The 21,647-nt window shown below is 61.2% G+C and carries 24 protein-coding genes and 1 pseudogene; 9 read left to right on the top strand and 16 right to left on the bottom strand.

The window, feature by feature from the left end; genetic code table 11:
- The first annotated feature begins 73 nt into the window (after positions 1-73).
- The 3 genes from ACSBOB_RS18655 to ACSBOB_RS18645 all read left to right on the top strand — a co-directional run bounded on the left by ACSBOB_RS18655 (position 74) and on the right by ACSBOB_RS18645 (position 2,392).
- The gene (locus ACSBOB_RS18655; protein ID WP_442583767.1) at positions 74-325 is read left to right on the top strand and encodes a helix-turn-helix domain-containing protein; all 252 of its coding nucleotides are present in this window, start codon (positions 74-76) and stop codon (positions 323-325) included.
- Positions 326-727: 402 nt separating this feature from the next.
- A complete protein-coding gene (locus ACSBOB_RS18650; RefSeq protein WP_442577592.1) occupies positions 728-1,222 on the top strand; it encodes a hypothetical protein in 495 nt (164 codons plus the stop codon).
- A gap of 540 nt (positions 1,223-1,762) precedes the next feature.
- Positions 1,763-2,392, top strand: a complete 630-nt coding sequence (locus tag ACSBOB_RS18645) for a hypothetical protein (protein ID WP_442577591.1) — start codon at positions 1,763-1,765, stop codon at positions 2,390-2,392.
- Here the strand turns inward: ACSBOB_RS18645 and ACSBOB_RS18640 are convergent.
- The 11 genes from ACSBOB_RS18640 to ACSBOB_RS18590 form a co-directional block, all read right to left on the bottom strand.
- Positions 2,367-3,212 (bottom strand): hypothetical protein, encoded by an 846-nt coding sequence (locus tag ACSBOB_RS18640; RefSeq protein WP_442577590.1) that lies wholly within the window; start codon positions 3,210-3,212, stop codon positions 2,367-2,369. The genes ACSBOB_RS18645 and ACSBOB_RS18640 overlap by 26 nt on opposite strands.
- A 12-nt stretch (positions 3,213-3,224) precedes the next feature.
- On the bottom strand, positions 3,225-5,873 hold the full coding sequence (locus tag ACSBOB_RS18635; RefSeq protein WP_442577589.1) for a tape measure protein: 2,649 nt from the start codon (positions 5,871-5,873) through the stop codon (positions 3,225-3,227).
- Complete coding sequence (locus ACSBOB_RS18630; RefSeq protein ID WP_442577588.1) at positions 5,873-6,181, bottom strand: hypothetical protein; 309 nt, start codon at positions 6,179-6,181, stop codon at positions 5,873-5,875. Before ACSBOB_RS18630 ends, ACSBOB_RS18635 begins: the two co-directional genes overlap by 1 nt.
- Positions 6,178-6,693: an HK97-gp10 family putative phage morphogenesis protein gene (locus ACSBOB_RS18625; protein ID WP_442583766.1), complete on the bottom strand. Its 516-nt coding sequence runs from the start codon at positions 6,691-6,693 to the stop codon at positions 6,178-6,180. The genes ACSBOB_RS18630 and ACSBOB_RS18625 overlap by 4 nt, the downstream gene beginning before the upstream one ends.
- Positions 6,694-7,371: 678 nt before the next feature.
- Positions 7,372-7,725, bottom strand: a complete 354-nt coding sequence (locus ACSBOB_RS18620) for an HNH endonuclease (protein WP_442577587.1) — start codon at positions 7,723-7,725, stop codon at positions 7,372-7,374.
- A gap of 74 nt (positions 7,726-7,799) precedes the next feature.
- On the bottom strand, positions 7,800-8,024 hold the full coding sequence (locus ACSBOB_RS18615; protein WP_442577586.1) for a hypothetical protein: 225 nt from the start codon (positions 8,022-8,024) through the stop codon (positions 7,800-7,802).
- Positions 8,021-8,275: a hypothetical protein gene (locus ACSBOB_RS18610; protein ID WP_442577585.1), complete on the bottom strand. Its 255-nt coding sequence runs from the start codon at positions 8,273-8,275 to the stop codon at positions 8,021-8,023. The genes ACSBOB_RS18615 and ACSBOB_RS18610 overlap by 4 nt, the downstream gene beginning before the upstream one ends.
- Entirely contained in the window at positions 8,272-9,084 is an 813-nt protein-coding gene (locus tag ACSBOB_RS18605) for a hypothetical protein (protein ID WP_442577584.1), read from the bottom strand. The genes ACSBOB_RS18610 and ACSBOB_RS18605 overlap by 4 nt, the downstream gene beginning before the upstream one ends.
- Entirely contained in the window at positions 9,081-9,332 is a 252-nt protein-coding gene (locus ACSBOB_RS18600) for a hypothetical protein (protein ID WP_442577583.1), read from the bottom strand. The genes ACSBOB_RS18605 and ACSBOB_RS18600 overlap by 4 nt, the downstream gene beginning before the upstream one ends.
- 10 nt (positions 9,333-9,342) lie before the next feature.
- Entirely contained in the window at positions 9,343-9,882 is a 540-nt protein-coding gene (locus ACSBOB_RS18595) for a hypothetical protein (protein ID WP_442577582.1), read from the bottom strand.
- Positions 9,883-9,942: 60 nt separating this feature from the next.
- Positions 9,943-10,158: a hypothetical protein gene (locus ACSBOB_RS18590; RefSeq protein ID WP_442577581.1), complete on the bottom strand. Its 216-nt coding sequence runs from the start codon at positions 10,156-10,158 to the stop codon at positions 9,943-9,945.
- 326 nt (positions 10,159-10,484) lie between these two features.
- On the opposite strand from ACSBOB_RS18590, the pseudogene ACSBOB_RS18585 reads away from it, so the two are divergent.
- Positions 10,485-10,871: pseudogene (locus tag ACSBOB_RS18585) on the top strand (GFA family protein); the annotation flags it as partial.
- A gap of 95 nt (positions 10,872-10,966) precedes the next feature.
- Here ACSBOB_RS18585 and ACSBOB_RS18580 read toward each other — a convergent pair.
- From ACSBOB_RS18580 to ACSBOB_RS18560, 5 genes are all read right to left on the bottom strand, one after another.
- Complete coding sequence (locus ACSBOB_RS18580) at positions 10,967-11,662, bottom strand: hypothetical protein (RefSeq protein ID WP_442577580.1); 696 nt, start codon at positions 11,660-11,662, stop codon at positions 10,967-10,969.
- A gap of 333 nt (positions 11,663-11,995) precedes the next feature.
- Positions 11,996-12,187: a hypothetical protein gene (locus ACSBOB_RS18575; RefSeq protein ID WP_442577579.1), complete on the bottom strand. Its 192-nt coding sequence runs from the start codon at positions 12,185-12,187 to the stop codon at positions 11,996-11,998.
- Positions 12,187-12,384: a helix-turn-helix transcriptional regulator gene (locus ACSBOB_RS18570; RefSeq protein ID WP_442577578.1), complete on the bottom strand. Its 198-nt coding sequence runs from the start codon at positions 12,382-12,384 to the stop codon at positions 12,187-12,189. The genes ACSBOB_RS18575 and ACSBOB_RS18570 overlap by 1 nt, the downstream gene beginning before the upstream one ends.
- A gap of 74 nt (positions 12,385-12,458) precedes the next feature.
- Entirely contained in the window at positions 12,459-13,115 is a 657-nt protein-coding gene (locus ACSBOB_RS18565) for a hypothetical protein (protein ID WP_442577577.1), read from the bottom strand.
- Positions 13,112-14,152 carry a site-specific integrase gene (locus tag ACSBOB_RS18560; protein WP_442577576.1) on the bottom strand — a complete coding sequence of 347 codons (1,041 nt, stop codon included), beginning with the start codon at positions 14,150-14,152 and terminating at the stop codon, positions 13,112-13,114. The genes ACSBOB_RS18565 and ACSBOB_RS18560 overlap by 4 nt, the downstream gene beginning before the upstream one ends.
- Positions 14,153-14,295: 143 nt before the next feature.
- On the opposite strand from ACSBOB_RS18560, the gene dusA reads away from it, so the two are divergent.
- The 5 genes from dusA to ACSBOB_RS18535 all read left to right on the top strand — a co-directional run bounded on the left by dusA (position 14,296) and on the right by ACSBOB_RS18535 (position 21,543).
- On the top strand, positions 14,296-15,324 hold the full coding sequence (gene dusA / locus ACSBOB_RS18555; protein WP_442577575.1) for a tRNA dihydrouridine(20/20a) synthase DusA: 1,029 nt from the start codon (positions 14,296-14,298) through the stop codon (positions 15,322-15,324).
- A gap of 135 nt (positions 15,325-15,459) precedes the next feature.
- Complete coding sequence (locus ACSBOB_RS18550; protein ID WP_442577574.1) at positions 15,460-17,748, top strand: ATP-binding protein; 2,289 nt, start codon at positions 15,460-15,462, stop codon at positions 17,746-17,748.
- Positions 17,738-19,096, top strand: coding sequence for a nitrogen assimilation response regulator NtrX (gene ntrX / locus ACSBOB_RS18545; protein WP_442577573.1), 1,359 nt, complete (start codon positions 17,738-17,740; stop codon positions 19,094-19,096). The genes ACSBOB_RS18550 and ntrX overlap by 11 nt, the downstream gene beginning before the upstream one ends.
- Positions 19,097-19,131: 35 nt before the next feature.
- Positions 19,132-20,508 (top strand): Trk system potassium transporter TrkA, encoded by a 1,377-nt coding sequence (gene trkA / locus ACSBOB_RS18540; RefSeq protein ID WP_442577572.1) that lies wholly within the window; start codon positions 19,132-19,134, stop codon positions 20,506-20,508.
- Between the two features lie 174 nt (positions 20,509-20,682).
- Entirely contained in the window at positions 20,683-21,543 is an 861-nt protein-coding gene (locus tag ACSBOB_RS18535; protein WP_442577571.1) for a D-amino-acid transaminase, read from the top strand.
- The last annotated feature ends 104 nt before the right edge of the window (positions 21,544-21,647 follow it).

Raw genomic sequence — 21,647 nt, 5'->3', positions numbered from 1 at the left:
TCGACGTGATACTTATGGCTTAACGAGAGACTTTCGTCAATACAAACAGCTTGCGGTGATACCTTTGGATAAAATGACCGGTCGCCAACTGGCCGCTGCGCGAACGATTGTCGGAATGACTCAGGCCGATCTCGCCGCGAAAGCCAACATTTCCGTCCCTACGTTGAAGCGGATGGAAGCAGCAAATGGTCCCGTTGTGGGTATGGCGAACAACATCGCGGCCATCCGCGCCGCCCTTGAAGCGGCCGGCGTCGAGTTCATTCCTGAGAACGGCGGCGGATTGGGCGTGAGGCTGCGGACGGCCACGGCAACAGGTAAAATTTGACCTGTTTCGTTTAGGAACAATCAAGCATCTCCCCCGACGACGGGGGACACATGTCTTTGCAAACAGCGAAGCGATGAAAACTCAGATAGCGCAGGAGTTGGCCGGGCTCACTGCACACCATCACTCGGCGAACTCAGGCAACATATCGCCAGTGTTGAGGTGAGCCCGGTCACCACCTGTTGAAAGCTCGCCGGGCCAAAACCCACCCCGTCCTTGCCCCGGCGATGCTTCATTCCCGATTTGGTACATCGGGCGCCGGCAGTTGGCCGGTCACATCAAGTCTTGCATTTGTCGTGCCAACGGGGGTGCCTGTTCGCGCGAAACGTCAAGCACTTCCCCTTGCGGGGAGTTATTGCGCCTGGCGTGATCCGGCGCGATGCTGCGGCAAAGAGGAGGAAGCAAATGAATCTGGCGCAAGCATACACCGATCGCAACGAGTTTGGCGAAACTGAAACAAATGATGTTGTGATTCGCTCCTACACCACGATGGGTACGGTCGAAGGTTTCGGCAAGGTTTCTATCTTGGCGCGGGAGGCGGTTGTTCCTGATCGTAAGATGGCTCTATATTTTGTCGGCGTTCAGGTCGAATCGTCCGATCAGTATCCCCAGACCCGCCATGCCGCCATCCAATTTGACAATGTAGAGAAGTTTTTGAGGGCAATCGATCGTCTAGAAAAGGCAGTTATTACGACCGACCGATTTGCCTTTTCTGAAATCGAGTATGACGTGGACGGGCTGAAAGTTGTCGTTTTCAATGACGGCCGTGGGAAGATAATGTTCGTCGTAACAGTGGGCGGTGTCTCAGTCCACTTTCCATCAATGAGCCAGTTGGCGGATCTGCGTGGATTAATTCGCCGTGGATACGAGCATTTGAGACAGCACAAAGTGGAATTCTGAACGGCGTCGCCGGTATGCGTGCAAAGCGATGTATTGAGGCAAAAGGCCAACAAGGCCAAGTGATGCGCCGACGACGCCAAGGCCGGAGAACGGCGGCGGATTGGGCGTGAGGCTGCGGAAATCGGAACGAGCAGCTATATGTATTGACGGCCCCTCCGGCCCGCGCGATGATTGAATGATCGGAGGGGAAGAATGACAATTCTTATTATTGCGGTTCTCATTGGGCTCATACCTGCTGCAATTGCAAGATCGAAGGGACGTTCATTTATTTTGTGGTGGATCTATGGGGCCGCGTTGTTCATCGTAGCTCTGCCTCACTCGCTTCTAATGCGCGCTGATCAAAATTCCATAGAACGTCGAGCAATCACCACAGGAATGAAAAAATGCCCGAGCTGCGCTGAACTCATCAAAAGCGAGGCTAAGGTCTGTCGGTATTGCCATAATCCCGTTTAACTGCTGCGACCTAGCGCCAGCTTGACCGGCTCGATCGCGCGGCGTCGCCGCTGCTGACATTCTTCTTGCGAAGGCATATGAGGACGCATGGTTCCCCTATGGTGCGACATCTACAGATTCGTCCTTGATTGGCAGACCTTACTAAGCGCGATCCTGGCGCTAGTGGCAGCTTGGGCCACTATCCAAGCGATGCGCCAGCAAAGCGACGAAGAGAAGCGGCGCCATGATGAGCAAATACGTCGCAGAGAGATGGCAGCAAGGGCCCTCATGCCGGAAGCGTTAAGCGGAATGGCGGATTATGCACGGGAGACGGGCCAGTATTTGACAGGTCAAATCACCGATCTCCCGGCTACGCCGGCAGACTCTATCGCGGCACTTAAGTCGGCCATCGAGCACATCGACACGCAGGCGGCTCTAAAGACATTTGAACTAGTTTCTTGGTATCAAGTCCAACGGGCTAGAAATGCTAGTGAAATATTATCGCCGTCAAATCCAAATATCGGCGAAAGAATGTATGACATTGTTCTGGTTCACGCTTATGTCAACAATCTTTTCGACTATGCCAGGAACGAGTCTCCGACTGTCGAAGAGAAGCCGCCGACGCGAGACCAGATGTTTACTGCATATCGAAATACATTCTCATTAATTTACACTGTCCGGCATCCCGAGAAATTTGTCGAGCTTGGTGAAATCATTCAGCGACGGCACACAAGTTAGGCGGAGCCGTTCGCCGTGATCCGGCACGGATGTCGGAGAGCCAGTTGGGAATGAACCGCGCCGGGTGGCCGTCCCGCGAAAGCTCCCGGATAGTGTCGTTGAAGCTTATCCGCCTCGGAGCGTCATCGGGAAGGGAGCGCGCCGCCTCGTAGATCATCGCCAGCGCCTTGCCGGCTGCTATCTCGATGCTGCCGTCTTTTGGAACTGTCGCCCACTCCTCGCCGGGCGGGAAGGCTTCGAATATCACTGGTTCCGGTGACCAGCGCGTGCCGTCCCGGTCGATAATCGTCAAAACGCGGTCGACATGCAGGACGTTCGCGATCGGATGGACCAGAAGCGTCTCAGGATGGCTGCACCAGAAGAATGCCAGCCCGGCCCGGCAGCCCACAAAGACCTTGACCAGTCTCGCCGGCCCACCGGCCACCGCATACACGCACACATCGCCGACGCGGACGGGTGCAGTCGGGTCGATGACGAAGGCCTCGGCGTCCACGCCGATGATGCTCTCCAGGCAATTTCCCGCCAGCGGGAACTCCACGTTGCTCTTGACGGCATCAAGCGTGGCGGCATCGACCTTGAAATCGTCAAAGTCCATCTCGGCGAGACGTTCCATCATGGCGCGACCCTTGCACATGGAAGGCAAGCACTCCGAGCCGGCGAACAGGCGGTCGAAAAGGTCTTTGCGAGACGTGGCGGCTATGGGCCAATCATACCGCCGCATCATGCCGATGGATGTAACCGTGTAAGCGCCGACTGGCGCGGTCACTGCTGTGACGGCGTTAATAAGCAACGTGGGTATGATGGCGATAACTCCGGGCATGATTTGGCCTCCTTAAAGTTGATCGGCTTGCGCTCTGACCATGCGAGCGCCGAACGTCCGCTTCAGCATGCGGTCGTATTCCTGAAGGCCTTGGCGCGTCACGCCTCTGGCCTGCTTCTGCGACACGCTTTCAACGAACGGCATCAGGTTGCCATTGTTATCGGCAGACACACCCACCGTCACATGAACATCCTGCCCGCCACCGCCGCCTTTGAAGCCGCCCCTCGGGATGACCGTTTCTCCGCGCTGCAAGATGGTCGCGAATTCGTCAGGCATCAGCCCCTTATGGAGACGGCGAGCGCCTGCGAACGCGCTTGCCGGGACGGCTCGGCTGTGATCGTAGCCGTCGCTGCCAACGGTTCCGCCCTTGTGCAGAATGCCCGGTATAATCATCCCGCCGAGCAAACCGCCACCACCGCCGCGCAATCCGCTCCATGGATCAGCACCACCGCCGCCAAGCCCGCCGAACAGATTACCGAGAAGGCCACCACCACCGCCGATGCTTTTCATCTGCAAAAGCTGCTGGATGATCTGCACGCCGATTTGCAGCCACTCCTGAGCGGTGATCTTGCCATCCTGCAACGCACTCGTGATCGAGTTGACTGCCGTGCTCGCTAGCTGGCCCCATTCCTCTTGCGCCTGCAACGCCTGCTGCATTTGGGCGGTTGTTTCAGCGGAAACGGTGCGCAGCCCAGACCAAGCATCCGTGTAGGCTTCGATTGCCGCTTGGTCCGCCGCCTCAATATGCCAGTCCTCGTTGTCGAGCCGGAAATTCAAGCCGTAGGCGGCTGCGTTATCGTGAGCCCATTGCCGGGCGGCGTCGTTCGCAAAGCCAAGGTCGGCTGCTCCGCCCTTGTTGTGCTGGGAAAGGCCAGGAGGTGCTACCCACTTTCGCGCGGCTGCCGGCGAGCCGTATTTCTTCAATGCCGCCTGCCATAGCTCCGCCTGCCGCTCGAAGGTGCGGAAGCCTGAGTTGATCGTGATGCCGCCGCCAGATGCGTTTAGGAAGGCGAGCAACCTCTCCGAAAACACGTCATCGAGATCCATCACGGAACGCGCATCCTTGCCGCCGGCAAGGTAGCGCTGCAAACCACTTTGGAAGCCCTTCCCGAAACTCTGGCCTGCCGAGCCGCCAGCGGCTTCGAAATAAGGATCAGTCCGACGCTCGGGAACCTCGCTCACTTGGTTCGGCAACGGTATCGTCGGCCTGTCGCCTTCCGGCATTCCGGCTAGCCTTCCGGCCTCGGCGAGCGCGGCACCGAACCGCCTTACAGAGTCCGGCAGCGCCGTGCCAATCTTGTCGATCAGCGCATTCACGGTGCTTATGGCGTTCGCACCGAAGGCGTCGGCGAGCGCCTTGCCGGCATCCTGAAATGACTTCTCGGCCGCGGCTCCAGCCTCGGCAAATCGCGTCTGAATAATCTGGAGCGCGTCGGCGAGGTTCGATGCCATGGCATCCCCTGTACCGCGCAATTTGATGATGGCTGCATCGAAGTCCTCAGCGGAGAATGTTCCGTCGCGGACTTTTTGAGCCACCCTTTCAAATTCTTCCGCCAGGGATTTGGCGGCAGTGCTGCGCCCTGTTTCCTCTAGGGACTGTATCAGGGTGTCATAGTCACCCGAAATAGCGCCAAGGTCCGCAGCCAGTGATGTACGCAGATTGTGGATTTGAGTCTGGGCCGTCTGGAATGCGCTGATTAGCGGATTTGTCGTGTCGGCAAGTCCGCCGACCACTTCGCGGATTTCATCGCCGACTGCCCGAAGGCCCGTAACTCGCCCGAGCCAATCGCTGAACTCCTGAATTTTCTGGCTATTGTAGCCCATAACATTGCCCAATCCGACGATGGCAGGTGCCACGACATCGGTGATTGCGGCGGCAAAGCCCTTGCTGGCGCCGGTAGCGTTGTTGAACTCGCCAACGGCTATCGTCAGGGCGGTTGTAATGTTCTCAAAGGCTTGCGAAAATGTCGCGTTTGTCTTCGCGGCCTGTGCGTCAAGGTCTTTCGAACCGTCAATGAAGGCCCGGAACACAGTGCGCGCGTCGAGCGCGCCATCGGCGGCCATCTCGCGAAGTTTGCCGACAGTGACGCCGAGACCGTCTGCAATGGCCTTGGCTACAACGGGCAGGTTTTCGGCCACGCTGTTGAACTCATCACCGCGCAACACGCCAGACGCCAGCGCCTGATTCAACTGCATGATGCCGGCGCTTGCGGCGGTCGCGTCGGTGCCGCTTGCCTTCAAGCCCACGGCTATGCGCCGGGTGAACTCCTCCGCCTCTTTCGACGTGATGCCAAGCGTCTTCGCGTTCTGCGACACCTTGGCATAGAGCGACGCCACCGACTCGAAGCTGGCCCCGTTGTCGAGCGCGATCTTGCCCAGGCGCTGATAGGTATCGGCGAGGTTCTTCCCCTCCAGGCCGGCCACCTTCAAGGCGTTCGTGATCCGGGTAGCGCCATCGGCGAACTTCGTGAATTGCTGGACGCCAAGCCCGGCAGCAAGGCCGCCGGCCACGCCCTTGCCGAAGTCGAGCGACAGGCCCTTAAGCGACGTGTCAGCCTCCCGCCGAAACCTCTTAAGGTCGCTTTGCGCCTTGCTCAGACCTTGATTGAAGCGGCCTTGGCTCAGGCCTAATTCAACGAAAATGCCGCCGAGATTTGCCATCAGGCCGCTTCCTTCCTTCGTTCCGTGAATTCCTTCAGGCCGGCGCCAATGGCTGCGATAGATGCAGGGATGCCGTATTTTTCGATAAGTTCGTTCGCCCGGCTATGTCGCAGCATCATTTCTGTTTGGATGTGGAAACTACCCCTCGCGTTGACGATGCCCGCCAGGACAAGAGCCTGCACCGTGGTCACGCTTGCGCCGATTTCCGATTCAAGTTCCGCCAGCATTTCGGGCAGCGACTTGCCGGAGGTCTTCTCTGCTGCCACCAGGCTCTCGACGCTGAAGGTAAGTTGCATGGCCATGGTCATTTCCTTTTCGCTTGCCGCACGGCGATGCGCTGCACGGTCTTTTCGATTTCGTTGAGCAAGTCTTGCCGAATGGACGCATAGGCCGGCTTCTCGCCGGCTCGGAACGCTGGGAGGAGGAACGGTTGCCGCTCCATTTTCACGGTCCCGAACTCGACAAGATGCGCATGACGTGCAGCCGCCCGGACGCGAACCTTGGCCGATGCCCCTTGTCCGGCGGCGAATCTGTTTGCAGCCCGTGCGGCCTCTGCGGCATCATCCCGCGTACCGCCGTCTCGCATGACCGATGCAAAGGCGGATTTGCCGGCGTTGCTGCGCACCACCTCGACCTTGATGGACTTTTTAAGCTCGCCGGTATCCCTCGGCGCATTATTCCGCGCCTTGTCAGCTATCGGCTTTGCCGCCTTCTTGAGGACGCGGTTCAACACGCCCGTCGCGGTCGATTTCTTCAACTTGTCGAGCGCCCGGTTGATCTCGTCGAGCCCTACCACCCTTGAGGCGCCGCTATTTGCCATGACGGCCACCTAGGTTCGCGCCAGTTCGCAGTTCGCAGCGGGTGCGAACCTCATGCAATGGCGGTTTTGTGCGGGTTGCAGCCGGTCGGTTTCCGGGTGAAATCAACCAGGCGGAAAAAAAATCCCTACATGCTAGGGACAGCGGTTCGCGGTCGAGCGCCATCTTAGGGTCGAAACCACCCCCCCCTCTGGCCACTGCCGATCGGTCGTCCGAAAACCTTTTTTCTACCGGTTTTGCAAAGGTTAAGGATACGGCCGGTTCGCAGGGAAATGCCACTGAAACCGCGACATCCCCCCTCGCGGATTTGCTCTCAGTGCGAACGCACCGGCAACACTGGTTCGCAGACGATGACGGCTGGCGTCCGCCTATGCCCCCCGGAGGGGGGGCGTTGCCGATCTGGATAGGCTTTGCAGCCGAACCGGTCCGATCCTGTCGCGTTGCTAAACGCCCCGAAAACCGATTTGCCGCCAACTTTTCTGTTTGAAATCGTTGCGGCCGAAAATGGAGGAGGCGGACGGGTTCGCGCCTCGATACCGTGCCGGTCACGTCCACCCCCCGGCCTTTGCCGAGATGGTCAATCTGCAAATGTGCGCACCGAATTGGCGTGTTCAAAACATTAATGTGGCTTTGCGGAATATTTCGGGCCGACACCGGTTCGCGGACGAAAGGGGTTGCGGTCATGACCGCCCCCCGCCTTGCTTGCTTTTGTTCCACGGATGGCCAGGATCGATGGGCCAGCCATCGAACCCGACACCCTTCTGATATCCTCGCTTTTCGTGCGATTGCTTATGCCCACTATGACAACTGGCACATAGCGTCTGGAATGGCCCGGCCCAAAACTTCACCTCGTCGCCTTTGTGCGGCTCGACATGGTCGCAGACCAATCGGCTTGTGTCGGTCTCAAGCGTATTGCACATCCGGCAGGTAAAGCGGTCGTTCAGAAACTGCGCGTCACGAAGGATGCGCCACCGCTTGATGCGATACCATTTGCGCCACGGCTCGGTCTGGGTGCGGAACTTGTCGAAGTTCACCCGACCAGGCGCAGGCCCTAGACGCGGCGGCAGCGTGCCTATTCGAGGCTTCAACGTGGAAAGGCGCGGGCGTTTCAATTCTCCCAAGCTCCACGATAGCGGCCTGTTTCATCGGCCCACGTCCCGTCAGGAATAGGGGCGTCCTCGTTGAACTCGCCGGCCTCGCGCGCGCGGTGCAGTTCTTTCCGAAGGCCGGCGGCGTGCGCCTTAACCTCCGCTTCGGTCGCGCCTTCGCCGCGGATAAAATCGCAATCGTCCGCGACGACTTCCTCGTCGGTCTGGTTGAAATTCACGTTCAATGCGTCACCCTTTCATCAACCGGCCGATACAATTCGAAGAGGTTGTCCATCGCCTTGGCCCTGAACTCGACCCATTCGTCGGCGAGCATGTCCAACGCAGCCTGCATGGCGTCATGTGGCGCGCCGCCGGCAATGAAGCTGTCGACGCAACGTCGATACGCAGCACGTTCGATCAACTTGAGGTCGGCCTCGGCCATAGCCAGCGCTTGTTCGTAGGTCTTGCCCGTGAAATCCAAGGTTCTCGTGCTCATCGTGTCGCATCCTTTCCGCGCTTGACGGCGAGCGTCCAGGCGCGCTCGGCTCCGTATTCCTCGGGGATTGAACTGGTGGCGCGGTCGCAGTGGAACATGCTGCCGGCGTGGGTCACCATATCGCCGGGACGATATGCGGTTCCGGCCTTGAAGGTGCCGCGATAGGTCATCGGGCGAAGACCGCCTTCCTCAATGCGATCGGCCAACGTTTTCAGCGGATCGGCTGCCTTGGCGAATTGCTGCTCCAAGGCCTGGATGCGCACTTCGCCGAACTTCACCATTCCGGAAATTGAACCGATGATCATCGCCAGCGTGCGGAAGGAGACTTTGCTGTCGGCCAAAATGCCGTGCTCTTCGTAAACGCGGGACATGGTGGCGATGGACCAGTCCTGAAACGCGTCGTAAGCGGCTTCGAATTCCGCGTCGCCGTACTTGGCGTCGTATGGATATTCCGGCATCTCCCGATGTGCGGGATTGATTTCCCAAGGCATCGAGGGTGAGGCGGGCGCTGTCTTCGTTTGCGTGACGGGCTTGGCCAGTTCGTTGTCGTCGGCTAGCTCTACCTGTAGCCGCTGCGCCTCAAGCGCCTCGATCTTCTGCCGAAAGGCGTTGATCTCATTCGTGAGGCGCTTCTGATATTCCCAGTTCTGGTCCAACGCGTGCTTCGCGGCGTCGGCGTCTATAATCGCCGCCTTGTCTCGCCGTAGCCCTTTCAGGCGGGCAAGCTCGGCGTCGATCTCGGCGAGTTTGACGGCGCGCGGGTCGGACTCAGCCGCTGGCGCCGGGCGTGCCTGCGGTCGCTTGGTCACCGGATTACCTTTTTGATGTATCCGCCGCCTGGCGAGCGAAGATACGGCGAATTGTCCGCCGCCGAGTTGCCCCGCCGGAACTTGGGCAGGATTGAAACCTGCCTCCAGAATTTCTTCGAATCGGGATCACCGATCGGTGGAATTGAGATCGGCAAATCCATTTTGCATTCGAAGACTTCGCCGAGAAATTGAACTCGGGTGCCTTCAAAATATTGGCTACCCCGCTGCCACGGCCTGCGCTCTGTCATTGTCGTCACCTCACCATTTGCCCGTGTAAGCCTGCACGGCGTCCCGCAAGAGCTTTCTGACTGTACCGGCCTGCCCGGCTGCTTTGCTGCCAAGCTCAACCCGCCGCGCCTTTGCTTCGCCTTGGAGCGCGTCGAGCGCGTCTAGGACGGCGGCGGCCTCATCCAGGCGGGTGCGGATGGCGGCCACGGCCTCGGCGAGTGCCGGTTCAAGTTCTGCTCGTGCCGTCGCTTCGAATATCGCCAGCGCCGGAAGCCGGGCGGCCATTGCATCGCGCAAAGTGTTGGCGGCGGCGATGCTTACGGCGGATGTCGCTTCCTTCGCCGCCAACGCCTGCTCCACCTCAGAAAGCGGGCGGCTCGGCTTACAGGCCACCGACATGTGCCGTTCGTCCGCTCGGCGTGCGCGCTCCCTTGCCTCGTCCTGCACCCTGCGCGCCTCTGACACCGTGCGGTCGGCGTCCATCAGATCGGCGGGTGCCGATGGTAACGCCAAGGATGCGCAGATTTGCGCAACCGGCGTCGTGTCATTCTTCGTCAGTCGCGCGAGCATGGGGTTCTCCGGTTTCTCAATCCCACCATAGCGGTGCCCAATCGCGTGACGCCGAAACGGTCACGCGATCTGACGGAACGCCCGCCGGATGGCCGCGACGACTGCTGTGGCGCTTTCAATGTCCCACTCGTCGATATCGCCGCGCTCGAATAACGCCTCGCCGATCTCGCCCAGTTCAGTGTTGATCCGCCCGGCAGCGAGACGGCTCCGGCGCCGTTGCTGTCGAAGCCGGGCGAGCTCGCGCTTGTGCTCGGGCGTCGTGCGGGCGCGGCTCATGTGGACGCCCCACGAATGGTCGCGCAGCAATAAAGGGTTAACCACCTTGGCGCAGTCGTCACTTTTTCGTGAACGTGCTCAGGGCTTTGGAGTTGTGGTCGGCTGTACCGAAAAGGCTGACGTATGACCCGATTGTCCGTAACCGCCGCGCTCATCATCGCCCTTGCTACCGCCGGCATCCTAAGCGCTTGGGCTTTGGAACTCGCGGAGGATAGAGCCGCATTTGCTGCGGAATGGCAGATCAGACCATAGGCTGACGCCGGAACATCCTTCGCCGCCTGCCGTTGGACGGAAACAGTTTTGGGTGTCCTGTGGTGGAGGAAATCATGACGATCGATATCGACATTGGCCGAGTAAGGCTCGGGAGTTGCATGTGTGGCGAGGTGCGATACCGCGTCGAAGGCGAGCCGACCCGCGTTGGACTGTGTCACTGCAAGGACTGTCGCACCTACTCCGGTTCGGCCTTCACGTATTTCGCCGTCTGGGAACGCCAGAAATTCACCATGAACGGCCATATTGGCACGTACGCCGGCCGGAGCTTCTGCGTAAACTGCGGTTCCCGGCTGTTCTCGCTTACCGCCGACGAAGCAGAGGTCATGGTCGGAACCCTGGAGCAGGCTCCGTCCGATCTTTACCCCGGTTATGAGTTGTGGATGCCGCGCCGCGAGGGCTGGCTGCCGCAACTGCCATGGACAGACTGTTTCGAAGGCGATCGAACCGGAGCCGGCGGTGACTGGCGCGAGCCTCACCGTGGCGCGGCAGATGCCGAGCCTGGAGTGAATGGCGCAAGAAGCAACGTTCCCTGATCTCATTTGGCCGCCCCGGTTTTCTTGGACTGCCGCTTTGCTTCCTCTCGCGCCCTTTTCATCAGCGGGCTGTTCAGAACTGCACTGCTGATCTGGCCGACAGGCTGTAGGGATATGGTAGATATAGATGTGCGTGAGATTTTCACGCCATCGACAAGCTCAGAAGTGCGCGAATGGCGTGAGATATTCACCCCATTGGCGTGAAAATCTGATGCCATGTCGTCGGAAATGGCGTGAGAATATGATGCGTTACGCGTAAGATTTTCACGCCGTGCTTTTTTCTCGGTCGCGGTCGACGGCACCCACGTCTTAAACTCGTAGGTCGGTGTCAGGCTGCGCTCTGGATAGTCCTGGGGAAGCTCTGTAAGCCTCCAGGTCGTCGCGCGGCCACCTTCGCCGAAGCGCACTTTCCAGCTGAACGAGCCCTTCTGTACCGCGACCATGAAGCCGCGATCCTGAAGCTCACGAAAGCCAGTTATAACGGGTCCATTTGAGCAGCCGAGAAGATCGGCTGCTTCCCGATAACTCATTGAGATGCCGCCGTTGTTGGTGCCTGAAAATTTGGCGCGCATCTCGATGTACAGCAGCCGACTGTAAGGGCTGAGCGAGCGCCAAGCCTCCGTTTTCCTGATCCAATGGAAGATTTGCACGAAGGCCGGGCCGCCAACACGGTTGCCCCTACGGTCGGAGCGGCTCACTGATCACCGCCTTTCTGCCGAAGGCGTCGGTGCAGGCGGTTGTGGCACGCTCTGGCGAGCCAGATAACATTCAGCATTTCGCGGTGGTCAGGATGATGGCCATCAAGACGGCCAGTCCGACCACATCCGCACTCGCATCTGTTAGGCGGCGTAAGTTCCCCTCTGCGGACGGCACGCTCAACGGCGCGGTGCGCGGCGAAAGCGGTCGGGTTGCGCTGTCTCCAAAGCGCTTGCCGGGAGAGTCGCGGCGGGCTATCCTGCCCCTTGGATTTGCTGCCCTGCAATCCGGTTTTGGAGCCGTTCGCCCTGGCAGGGGCGGGCGGCTTCTGCGTCTCAGGAGCCGCATCCATTCGCGCCTCCCTGTATGTCATGGCTCTGGCGGATGGCCTGAACCACGTCGATGGTCGACAGGTCGAACATCGCCTTCATGGCGGGAAGCAACGGCTTCGGCCGGGCTTGCGGCGGCGTCGAGGCGAGAAAGCGGGCAGCCTCCTCAATGCGGTGGTGGGGGTCGAGGTCGCTCATCAAGCAGCCTCGCCGTCGAACTGCCAGATGCGCCTGCGGGCCTGCTGCTCAAGCCAGGCGTCAACATCCTGCGGGCGGTAACGAACCGCGTGGCCGATTTTCAAATATTGCGGCCCGTCACCCGTCTGCCGGGAGTGATTGAGCCAACTGGTAGACTTGCCGATCTTCTCGGCTGTCTGTTGAGTATTGAGGAGCATTTGCGCTGTCCCTTGCTACCCGCGCCGCACAATTGCGCCGCGTTGCAAGGAAACATGCAGACTGAGCCGGATGGTTAGCGGTTAACCGTCCCGCTTTTCTTCAGATACGTGTCATGGAATGTGGATAGGGCGACAGTCTCTTGGTGGCCGCCGATCTCGCAAACCAGCCGGTCGCCGTCCTTGTAGACCTCGATCTCGTCGTCATTGAACCGCATTAGAATTCCGGGCGTGCGCTCCGGGATCGCTGCCAACTGCTGCTTTTTTGTGCCGCCGACGGTGCTCGATACGTAGTCAGCAACCGCGCGCTGCCAACCTGCGCGTTTCTTCCTGGGTTTTCGCGCGTTTCTTCTCGGGGCGTCGGCATTCCATTTAGCCAACGCTTCGGCTTGGTTCAGCGCTTTATGGGTATCGTTGAGCACCCTCATCGCTTCGAGAACGTTGAGGTTGTGGAGTTCCTGCTGCACGTAGCGATAATCGTTGTCCAACCTTCGCAAGATTTCGGACGCCGCTTCCTCGCCCGCTGTTGCCGCGTCTTCGATAAGTCCCGCCACGAGAGCGTTGTTTGTGGCCCTCCGAATGAGGTCCACATACAAATGCAGGAGTTCTTGGTCGGCTGATTGCTGCTTTCGTTTCGCCAGCAATGCCTCGATCTTTTCGCTTGGGAACAGCGGCCCAGCGGCCAGACGGCCACGCCATGTATCCAGGTCAGTTTGCAGGTGCGCACTGATCACGCCGGCCTCCATTTCCAGCCGGCGAACTTGTCGTCCTTCTGCCGAAGCTGTGCATAGCGCCGCAGCGACGCCCATGAGCGATGCCCGGAAACGAGCGCGACGTTCGGGATATTCCAGCCGAGTTCGAACAGCCATGACACGCCCTCGTGGCGCAGATCATGAAAATGGAGATCCTCGATAGCGAGCAGCTTGCACGCCCGCTGAAAAGCCGCTCCGATGGCATCGGTCGTATATGGGAAAATCACCTCTCCGACCTTTGGCTGGTGTGCAAGCACAGCCTCGGCTTCGGCGGGAAGTTCGCACAGGATATCGTTGCCCTTCTTTGCGCCAGGGTTCTTCATATCGCGCACCATGATACGAGCCAGGTGCTTGTCAGTCGCAGGCTCGAAATCAGGCCATCGAATTCGGGTTATCTCCTCCATGCGCCGGGTAGAGAACAGCGCGAATAAGATGATGTCGACCATGGGGGCGGAATGAGGCGCGCGTTCGGTGCGCTCCTGAAAGCAACTGAGCAGACTATCAAGTTCGGCGAGGGTAGGGCGCCGATCGCGCTTGTTCGACTTGGCAATCGCCTTCTGCTTCCGAAGCACGAAAACTGCATCGGTCATCGCACCGGCATCGAGCGGATAGTTCCAAGCTTTTTTCGCGATGGAGAACACACTGGACAGGTGAGAAAGGTAATTGTTGACGGTCGACGGCCCCGGATTTGCTAGCCCAGTCACAGTCCCGATGCTCCGGGCGAACGACACGATGTCTTCACTGCCGATCTCGCCGCAGGCCATGCCGGCAATTGCGTGTCGCTTGATGGCCGCTAGGCAGGCCGTTTTTGTCTTGCCGATCTCGCCGCCGTGTTCATCCACATATCTGCCAATCGCGTCGGCCAGCGTCTTCACCTCTTGGGTGGCCGCCTTGAACGCCTTTGGATTGTCTAGTTCGGCTTCCCGCTGCCGCAGCCAAGCCTTCGCCGTCTTATTGTCTCGGAACGTTCGGTTCTCGCGGACGACCTTGCCATCTTGCCGGCGGGCGATCTGCGCCAAATACGAAGGTTTCCCGTCCTTGCGGGTTCTGGTAATTATGGTTCCCATCGCTACAACATTGCCCCTGCCAGGTACAACAATGTTGTATGTAGTAGTGCAAAACCCTGCAAAACGCAACATCTGGACGCATTGAGTTACAACATATGAACGCCGAAAAATCCGGCAATATCTACGGAAAAGCGCAGAAATCCGGCGTTCCTATCGTGGCCGTTGCGCCGATGATGGACTGGACGGACAGGCATTGCCGGTTCTTCCATCGCCAGTTGTCGTCGCGAGCGCTGCTCTACACCGAGATGATCGTTGCCGATGCAGCCATTCATGGCGACCGCCAACGGCTGCTTGGCTTCGAAGCCGGCGAGCATCCCGTCGCCTTGCAACTCGGCGGGTCGGACCCGGCGAAACTCGCCGAGGCGGCGCGCATCGGCGAGGGTTTCGGTTATGACGAGATCAACCTGAATTGCGGCTGCCCGTCGGACCGCGTGCAGTCGGGCACGTTCGGCGCCTGTCTGATGCGCACGCCTGACCTCGTCGCCGACTGCGTCGCCGCGATGAAAGGCGCGGTGCGCATTCCGGTCACCGTCAAGTGCCGCATCGGCGTCGACGAGCAGGACCCCGAACCGGCGCTTGATACGCTTGCCGACCGAGTGTTCGCGGCCGGCGCCGATGCGCTCTGGGTGCATGCGCGAAAAGCCTGGCTTCAGGGCCTCAGCCCGCGCGAAAACCGCGACGTGCCGCCGCTCGACTATGGCCGCGTCTACCGGCTGAAGCGGCGGTTTTCGGAAAAATTCATCGGTATCAACGGCGGTGTCCAGACCTTGGCGGAAGCGCAGGACCATCTGCGCCATGTCGACGGCGTCATGCTCGGCCGTGCCGCCTATCACACGCCCGCGATCCTTGCCGGCGTCGACGCGATGCTTGGCGCGCAAGGCGAGCCTGTCGACTTCGCCGATCTTCTGGAGACCATGGCGGCCTATGCCGACGCGCATGTGGCCAACGGAGGCCGGCTGTCGCATGTCGCGCGCCACATGGTAGGACTTTTCCATGGCCAGCCGGGCGCGCGGCGGTTCCGCCAGATCCTGTCGACCGTGGCCAATCACGCGGATGCCGGTTCCGGCGTGCTGCGCCGCGCCTTCGCCGCGATCGAGACCGGTCGGGAGCGGCAGGCCGCCTGAATCCGCTTCCGGTGCCGGGGTATGTATCGTTTCCCCGTGAATATTGGGGAAGCCGCTTCGGTTGCTGAGGGTTTTGTTGCATAATCGCCACAATGCGTTGCATACATCCGTGACGTTCCGGACGAAGCAGCAAGCATGGCCATCGACTCGACCGCCGCACCGACGCCCCTGTTCACGAATGCCCGGGCATTCGAGGGACGGCGGCTGCTCGCGCTGACGGGCATCGTCGCGGTGGTGGGCGCGCTGGTCACCGCCGCGCTTTCCTTCGCGATCCTGGTCGGCGCCACGCCGATCGCGCCGGACAGCACGACGACGCTGGCCGCCATCATCGGCATCAACGCCGCATTGATCATCTTCCTGATGGGCCTGATCGGGCGTGAGGTGCACCGGATCGTCGCCGCCCGCAAGAACGAGAAGGCCGCGGCGCGCCTGCATGTGCGCATCGTCGCGATGTTCTCCATCGTCGCGGCCATCCCGGCGATCATCGTCGCCATCTTTGCCTCGATCACGCTGGATGTCGGGCTGGACCGCTGGTTCGAGATCCGCACCAGGACGATCGTCAATTCCTCGCTGTCGATCGCCGAGGCCTACGTGCGGGAGAACGCCCGCAACCTGCAGGGCACGACGCTGTCGATGGCCTACGACCTGGCCAACGCCAGGACCCTGTACAATCTCGACCGGACGGGTTTTCGCGATTTCCTCAGCCAGCAGGCGGTGGGCAGGGCGCTGGCGCATGCCGCGCTGATCCGACCCGATGGATCGTTCATCATGCAGGCGAAGACGGCGGCCGATTTCACCATGCCGGAGCCTCCGGCCGGTACGGTGGAGGATGCGGCCGGCGGGCAGCCGGTTCTGATCGATCCGGGCACCAAGAACATCGTCGGCGCCGTGGTCAAGCTGCGCGAGTTCGACGACACCTATCTCTACACGATCCGGCTGGTCGACCCCGACGTCATCAAGGCCCGGCAGATCGTCACCGTTAACACCGCCGACTATCGCGGGCTGGAGGCCAACCGCCGCACGACGCAGGTCGCCTTCGGGCTGCTCTATCTCGGCGTGACGCTGGTCATCGTGCTGGCGGCGATCTGGACCGGCATCGCGGTGGCCGACCGGCTGGTCCGGCCGATCCGCCAGCTGATCGGCGCGGCCGACGAGGTGGCGACCGGCAATCTCGACGTCTCGGTGCCGGTGCGGCCGTCGGACGGCGACCTGGCGTCGCTGGGCGACACGTTCAACAAGATGCTGCTGCAACTGAAGTCGCAGCGCAACGAGATCCTCTCCGCCAAGGACCTCGTCGACGAGCGGCGGCGGTTTTCCGAAGCCGTGCTGGCCGGCGTGACGGCGGGCGTCATCGGCGTCGATTCCGCCGGCACCATCACCATCGTCAACCGCTCGGCGGAAACCATGCTTGCGATCTCGGCCGAGGCCAGCGTCGGCAGGAACCTGTCCAAGGCGTTGCCGCATGTGGGTAAGGTGTTCGAGATCGGCCGCAGTTCCGGCCGACCGGTCTATCGCGAGCAGGTGACGTTCTTTCGCGCCGGCGCCGAGCGGACGTTCAACGTGCAGGTGACGTTGGAGAGCGGCGAGCGCGATGCCGGCGAACAGTCCTTCGTGGTGACGGTGGACGACATCACCGACCTGGTCACCGCGCAGCGCACCTCTGCCTGGGCAGACGTGGCGCGACGCATCGCCCACGAGATCAAGAACCCGCTGACGCCGATCCAGCTGTCGGCCGAGCGAATCCGCAGGCGCTTCGGCAAGGTGATCGTCGACGACCGCGAAATCTTCGACCAGTGCACCGACACGATCATCCGGCAAGTTGGCGACATCGGCCGCATGGTCGACGAGTTCTCCTCCTTCGCCCGCATGCCGAAGCCGGAGATCAGGGAGGTCGACCTGCGCGAGCCGCTGCGCGAGGCGTCGTTCCTGATCGAGGTCAGCCGCTCCGACATCGCCTTCGAGCGCGCCTATGGCGGCGAGGTGCTGAAGGGCAAATACGACAGCCGGTTACTGGCGCAGGCTTTCGGCAACGTCATCAAGAACGCCACCGAAGCGATCGACGCCGTCGACAGGGCGGAAGGCGAGCCGGGCGTCGTGCGCATCGCGGCCAGGCAGGAAAGCGGCGTCATCCGCATCGACGTCATCGACAATGGCAAGGGATTGCCGCGCGAGAATCGCCAGCGGCTTCTCGAGCCCTATATGACGACCCGGGAGAAGGGCACCGGGCTTGGCCTCGCCATCGTCAAGAAGATCATCGAGGATCACGGGGGCAGGCTGGAACTGCATGATGCCCCCGCGGATTTCCACGAGGGCAGGGGCGCGATGGTGAGCATATTCCTGCCGGCTTCGGCCGAACAGACGAAGGATGAGGGGCTCCCTTCGCAAACACACAAAGAAACTGAAAAGGTCGGAAATGGCGTCTGATATCCTTGTCGTCGACGACGAAGAAGACATTCGCGAACTGGTCGCCGGCATATTGAGCGACGAAGGCCACGAGACGCGGACGGCGCACCACGCCGACAGCGCGCTGGCGTCCATCGCCGACCGTGTGCCACGCCTGGTGTTCCTCGACATCTGGCTGCAGGGGTCTCGGCTGGACGGGCTGGCGTTGCTGGACGAGATCAAGACCATGCACCCCAATCTGCCGGTGGTGATGATCTCGGGCCACGGCAACATAGAGACGGCCGTGTCGGCGATCCGCCGCGGCGCCTACGACTTCATCGAGAAGCCGTTCAAGGCGGACCGCCTGATCCTGGTCGCCGAGCGCGCGCTGGAGACCTCGAAGCTCAAGCGCGAGGTCTCGGAGCTGAAGAGCCGGGGCGACACCCACGACCTGATCGGCATGTCTTCGGCAATGACGCAGTTGCGCCAGACGATCGAGCGCGTGGCGCCCACCAACAGCCGCATCATGATCATGGGGCCGTCCGGCGCCGGCAAGGAGCAGGTGGCCCGCGCCATACACGCCGCGTCGGCCCGCAGGACCGGGCCTTTCGTGTCGCTGAACGCTGCGACGATCACGCCGGAACGCATGGAGATCGAGCTGTTCGGCACCGAATCGAACGGCACCGAGCGCAAGGTCGGCGCGCTGGAGGAGGCGCATCGCGGCATCCTCTATATCGACGAGGTCGCCGACATGCCCCGCGAGACGCAGGCAAAGATCCTGCGCGTGCTGGTCGAGCAGCAGTTCGAGCGGGTAGGGGGCACCAAGCGCGTCAAGGTCGACGTCCGCATCATCTCGTCGACCGCCCAGAATCTCGAGGGCCTGATCGCCGAGGGCCGTTTCCGCGAAGACCTCTACCATCGCCTGGCCGTGGTTCCTGTGCTGGTGCCGGGCCTTGCGGAACGGCGCGAGGACATTCCCTATCTGGTCGACAATTTCATGAAGCAGGTGGCGCGCACCGCCGGCATCAAGCAGCGCCGCATCGCTGACGACGCCATGGCCGTGCTCCAGGCGCACAACTGGCCGGGCAATGTCCGCCAGTTGCGCAACAACATCGAGCGGCTGATGATCCTGGTGCGCGGCGACGACGTCGACGCCCCGATAACCTCCGACCTCCTGCCGGCGGAGATCGGCGACGTGATGCCGCGCGCGCCCAGCCAGAACGACCATCACATCATGGCGCTGCCGCTGCGCGAGGCGCGCGAGATGTTCGAGAAGGAATATCTGATCGCCCAGATCAACCGCTTCGGCGGCAACATCTCGCGCACCGCCGAGTTCATCGGCATGGAGCGGTCGGCGCTGCACCGCAAGCTGAAATCGCTGGGGGTCTGATCTTGCGCATCTGCCTCCGTATCGTCGGTTTCTGAATGCGCGTCATCATCTGCGGGGCAGGGCAGGTCGGCTACGGCATTGCCGAGCGGCTGGCGGCGGAGAAGAACGACGTCTCGATCATCGACACCTCGCCCGACCTGATCCAGACGGTGCGCGACGCGCTGGACGTGCGCGGCTTCGTCGGCCACGGCGCACATCCCGACGTGCTGGAAAAGGCCGGCGCCCAGAATGCCGACATGATCATCGCCGTGACGCTCCATGACGAGGTCAACATCGTCGCCTGCGAGGTGGCGCACGCGCTGTTCAATGTGCCGATGAAGATCGCCCGCATCCGCGCGCAAGCCTATCTGCAGCCGCACTACCAGGACCTGTTCTCGCGCGAGCACCTGCCGATCGATGTCATCATTTCGCCTGAACTGGAGGTCGGCGAGATGGTGATGCGTCGCATCGCGCTGCCCGGCGCGATGGACGTGGTGCGCTTCGCCGACAACAAGATCGCCACGGTGGCGATCGAATGCCTGGAGGATTGCCCGGTCATCAACACGCCGCTGTCGCAGCTCTCCCAGTTGTTCCCGGACCTGCCGGCGACAGTGGTGGGCGTCAACCGCGCCGGAAAACTGTTCATTCCGCGCTCGGCCGACCAGCTGCTGGTCGGCGACATCGCCTACGTGGTGGCGAACCGCGACCAGATCCGCCGCACGCTCGGCCTGTTCGGCCACGAGGAGCAGGAGGCGACCCGCATCGTCATCGCCGGCGGCGGCAATATCGGCCTCTACGTCGCCCGCCAGATCGAGCAGAAGCAGGGGCGCACCAAGATCAAGATCATCGAGTCCAACCGCGAGCGGGCGGTTGCCGCCGCCGATTCGCTGCGCCGTACCGTGGTGCTGCACGGCAGCGCGCTCGACCAGCGGCTGCTGCACGAGGCCGACATTCAGGAAGCCGAGCTGATGGTAGCGTTGACCAACAACGATCAGGTCAACATCCTGTCCAGCGTGATGGCCAAGCGACTGGGCTGCAAGTCCAACCTGGCGCTGATCAACAATCCGAGTTTTCTCGACATCACCAAGACGGTCGGCATCGACGCCACGCTGAACCCTGGCTCGGTAACCGTCTCGCGGGTGCTCCAGCACGTGCGGCGCGGCCGCATCCGCGCCGTCCACAGCCTGCAGCATGGCGCGGCGGAAGTCATCGAGGCAGAAGCGCTGGAAACCTCGCCGCTCGTCGGCGTCTTTTTGCGCGACCTCGACCTTCCCGATGGTATGCGCATCGGCGCCGTCTATCGCGACGGCGTCGTTCTGAAGCCCAACGGCTCGCTGCGCATCAAGGCCAAGGACCGCGTGGTGATCTTCGCGCTGGAAAAGGCGGTGAAGCAGGTGGAGCAGATGTTTCGGGTCAGCCTGGAGTTCTTCTGAACGGACAAGAGCAACCGTCTGATAACAGACGTCGTGTCGAAACAGGATTTCCGTCTCGGCAGCGCAGGCGCATTTGCTCCACGATTGTCCCCAGCACAAACTCCGCCCTTTTGCCGGCTCCGCTGAATCGGATAAGGGGAGCAGTCGATCGACGTGCCGGAAGGACAGAGCCGTATGCCGCGCATAGCCTATGTGAACGGGCGCTACGTCGCCCACCGGGAAGCCAGCGTGCATGTCGAGGATCGCGGCTATCAGTTCGCCGATGGCGTTTACGAGGTGTGCGAAGTGGCGCGTGGTCACATCATCGACATGACCGGGCACCTCAACCGCCTGGAGCGCTCGCTGCGCGAATTGTCGATCGGCTGGCCGGTGCGCCGGGCTGCGCTGGAGGTCGTCATTGGCGAGGTGATCCGCCGCAATCGGGTGTCCGATGGTTTGGTCTACGTGCAGGTGACGCGCGGCGTGGCCAACCGCGATTTCGTCTTCCCGGCGAATGCGAGACCCTCGCTGGTCGTCATCGCCAAGAAGGCTGATCCGGCCATCAACGCCAAACGGGCAGAAACCGGCATCAAGGTCATCACCGTGCCGGAGACCCGCTGGGATCGCGTCGACATCAAGACCGTCGGACTTCTGCCGAACGTCCTCGCCAAGCAGCGCGCCAAGGAGGCCGGCGCTCAGGAAGCCTGGTTCGTCGATGTCGACGGAAACGTCAAGGAAGGCGGATCGTCCAACGCCTGGATCGTCACCGCCGACGGCAAGCTCGTCACACGTCCGGCCGACGAGGGTATTCTGCGCGGCATTACCCGCACCACCCTGTTCGCCGTTGCCAAGTCGCTAGGCCTTGTGGTCGAGGAACGCTACTTCAGCGTCGAGGAGGCGAAGGCGGCGCGCGAAGCCTTCATCACCTCGGCAACCACGGTGGTCATGCCGGTTGTCGCCATCGACGGCCAGCCGATCGCCAATGGACATCCGGGATCGGTGGCACTTTCCCTACGAGAAGCTTTTTTTGACGTTGCGGAAAAACGCCCGGCCTGATACCGGGCACATTGACGTATCTGAATCAAACCTGATTGCGCTTGTCTGGATACAAGCGGAGTGTGGATTTGCTTGCTTGACACGTGCCGATTAATTTGGCGCAT

It is taken from the genome of Mesorhizobium sp. KACC 23794, assembly GCF_052180275.1.
Classification (GTDB): Bacteria; Pseudomonadota; Alphaproteobacteria; order Rhizobiales; family Rhizobiaceae; genus Kumtagia.
This window is presented reverse-complemented; position numbering and strand designations above follow the sequence as displayed.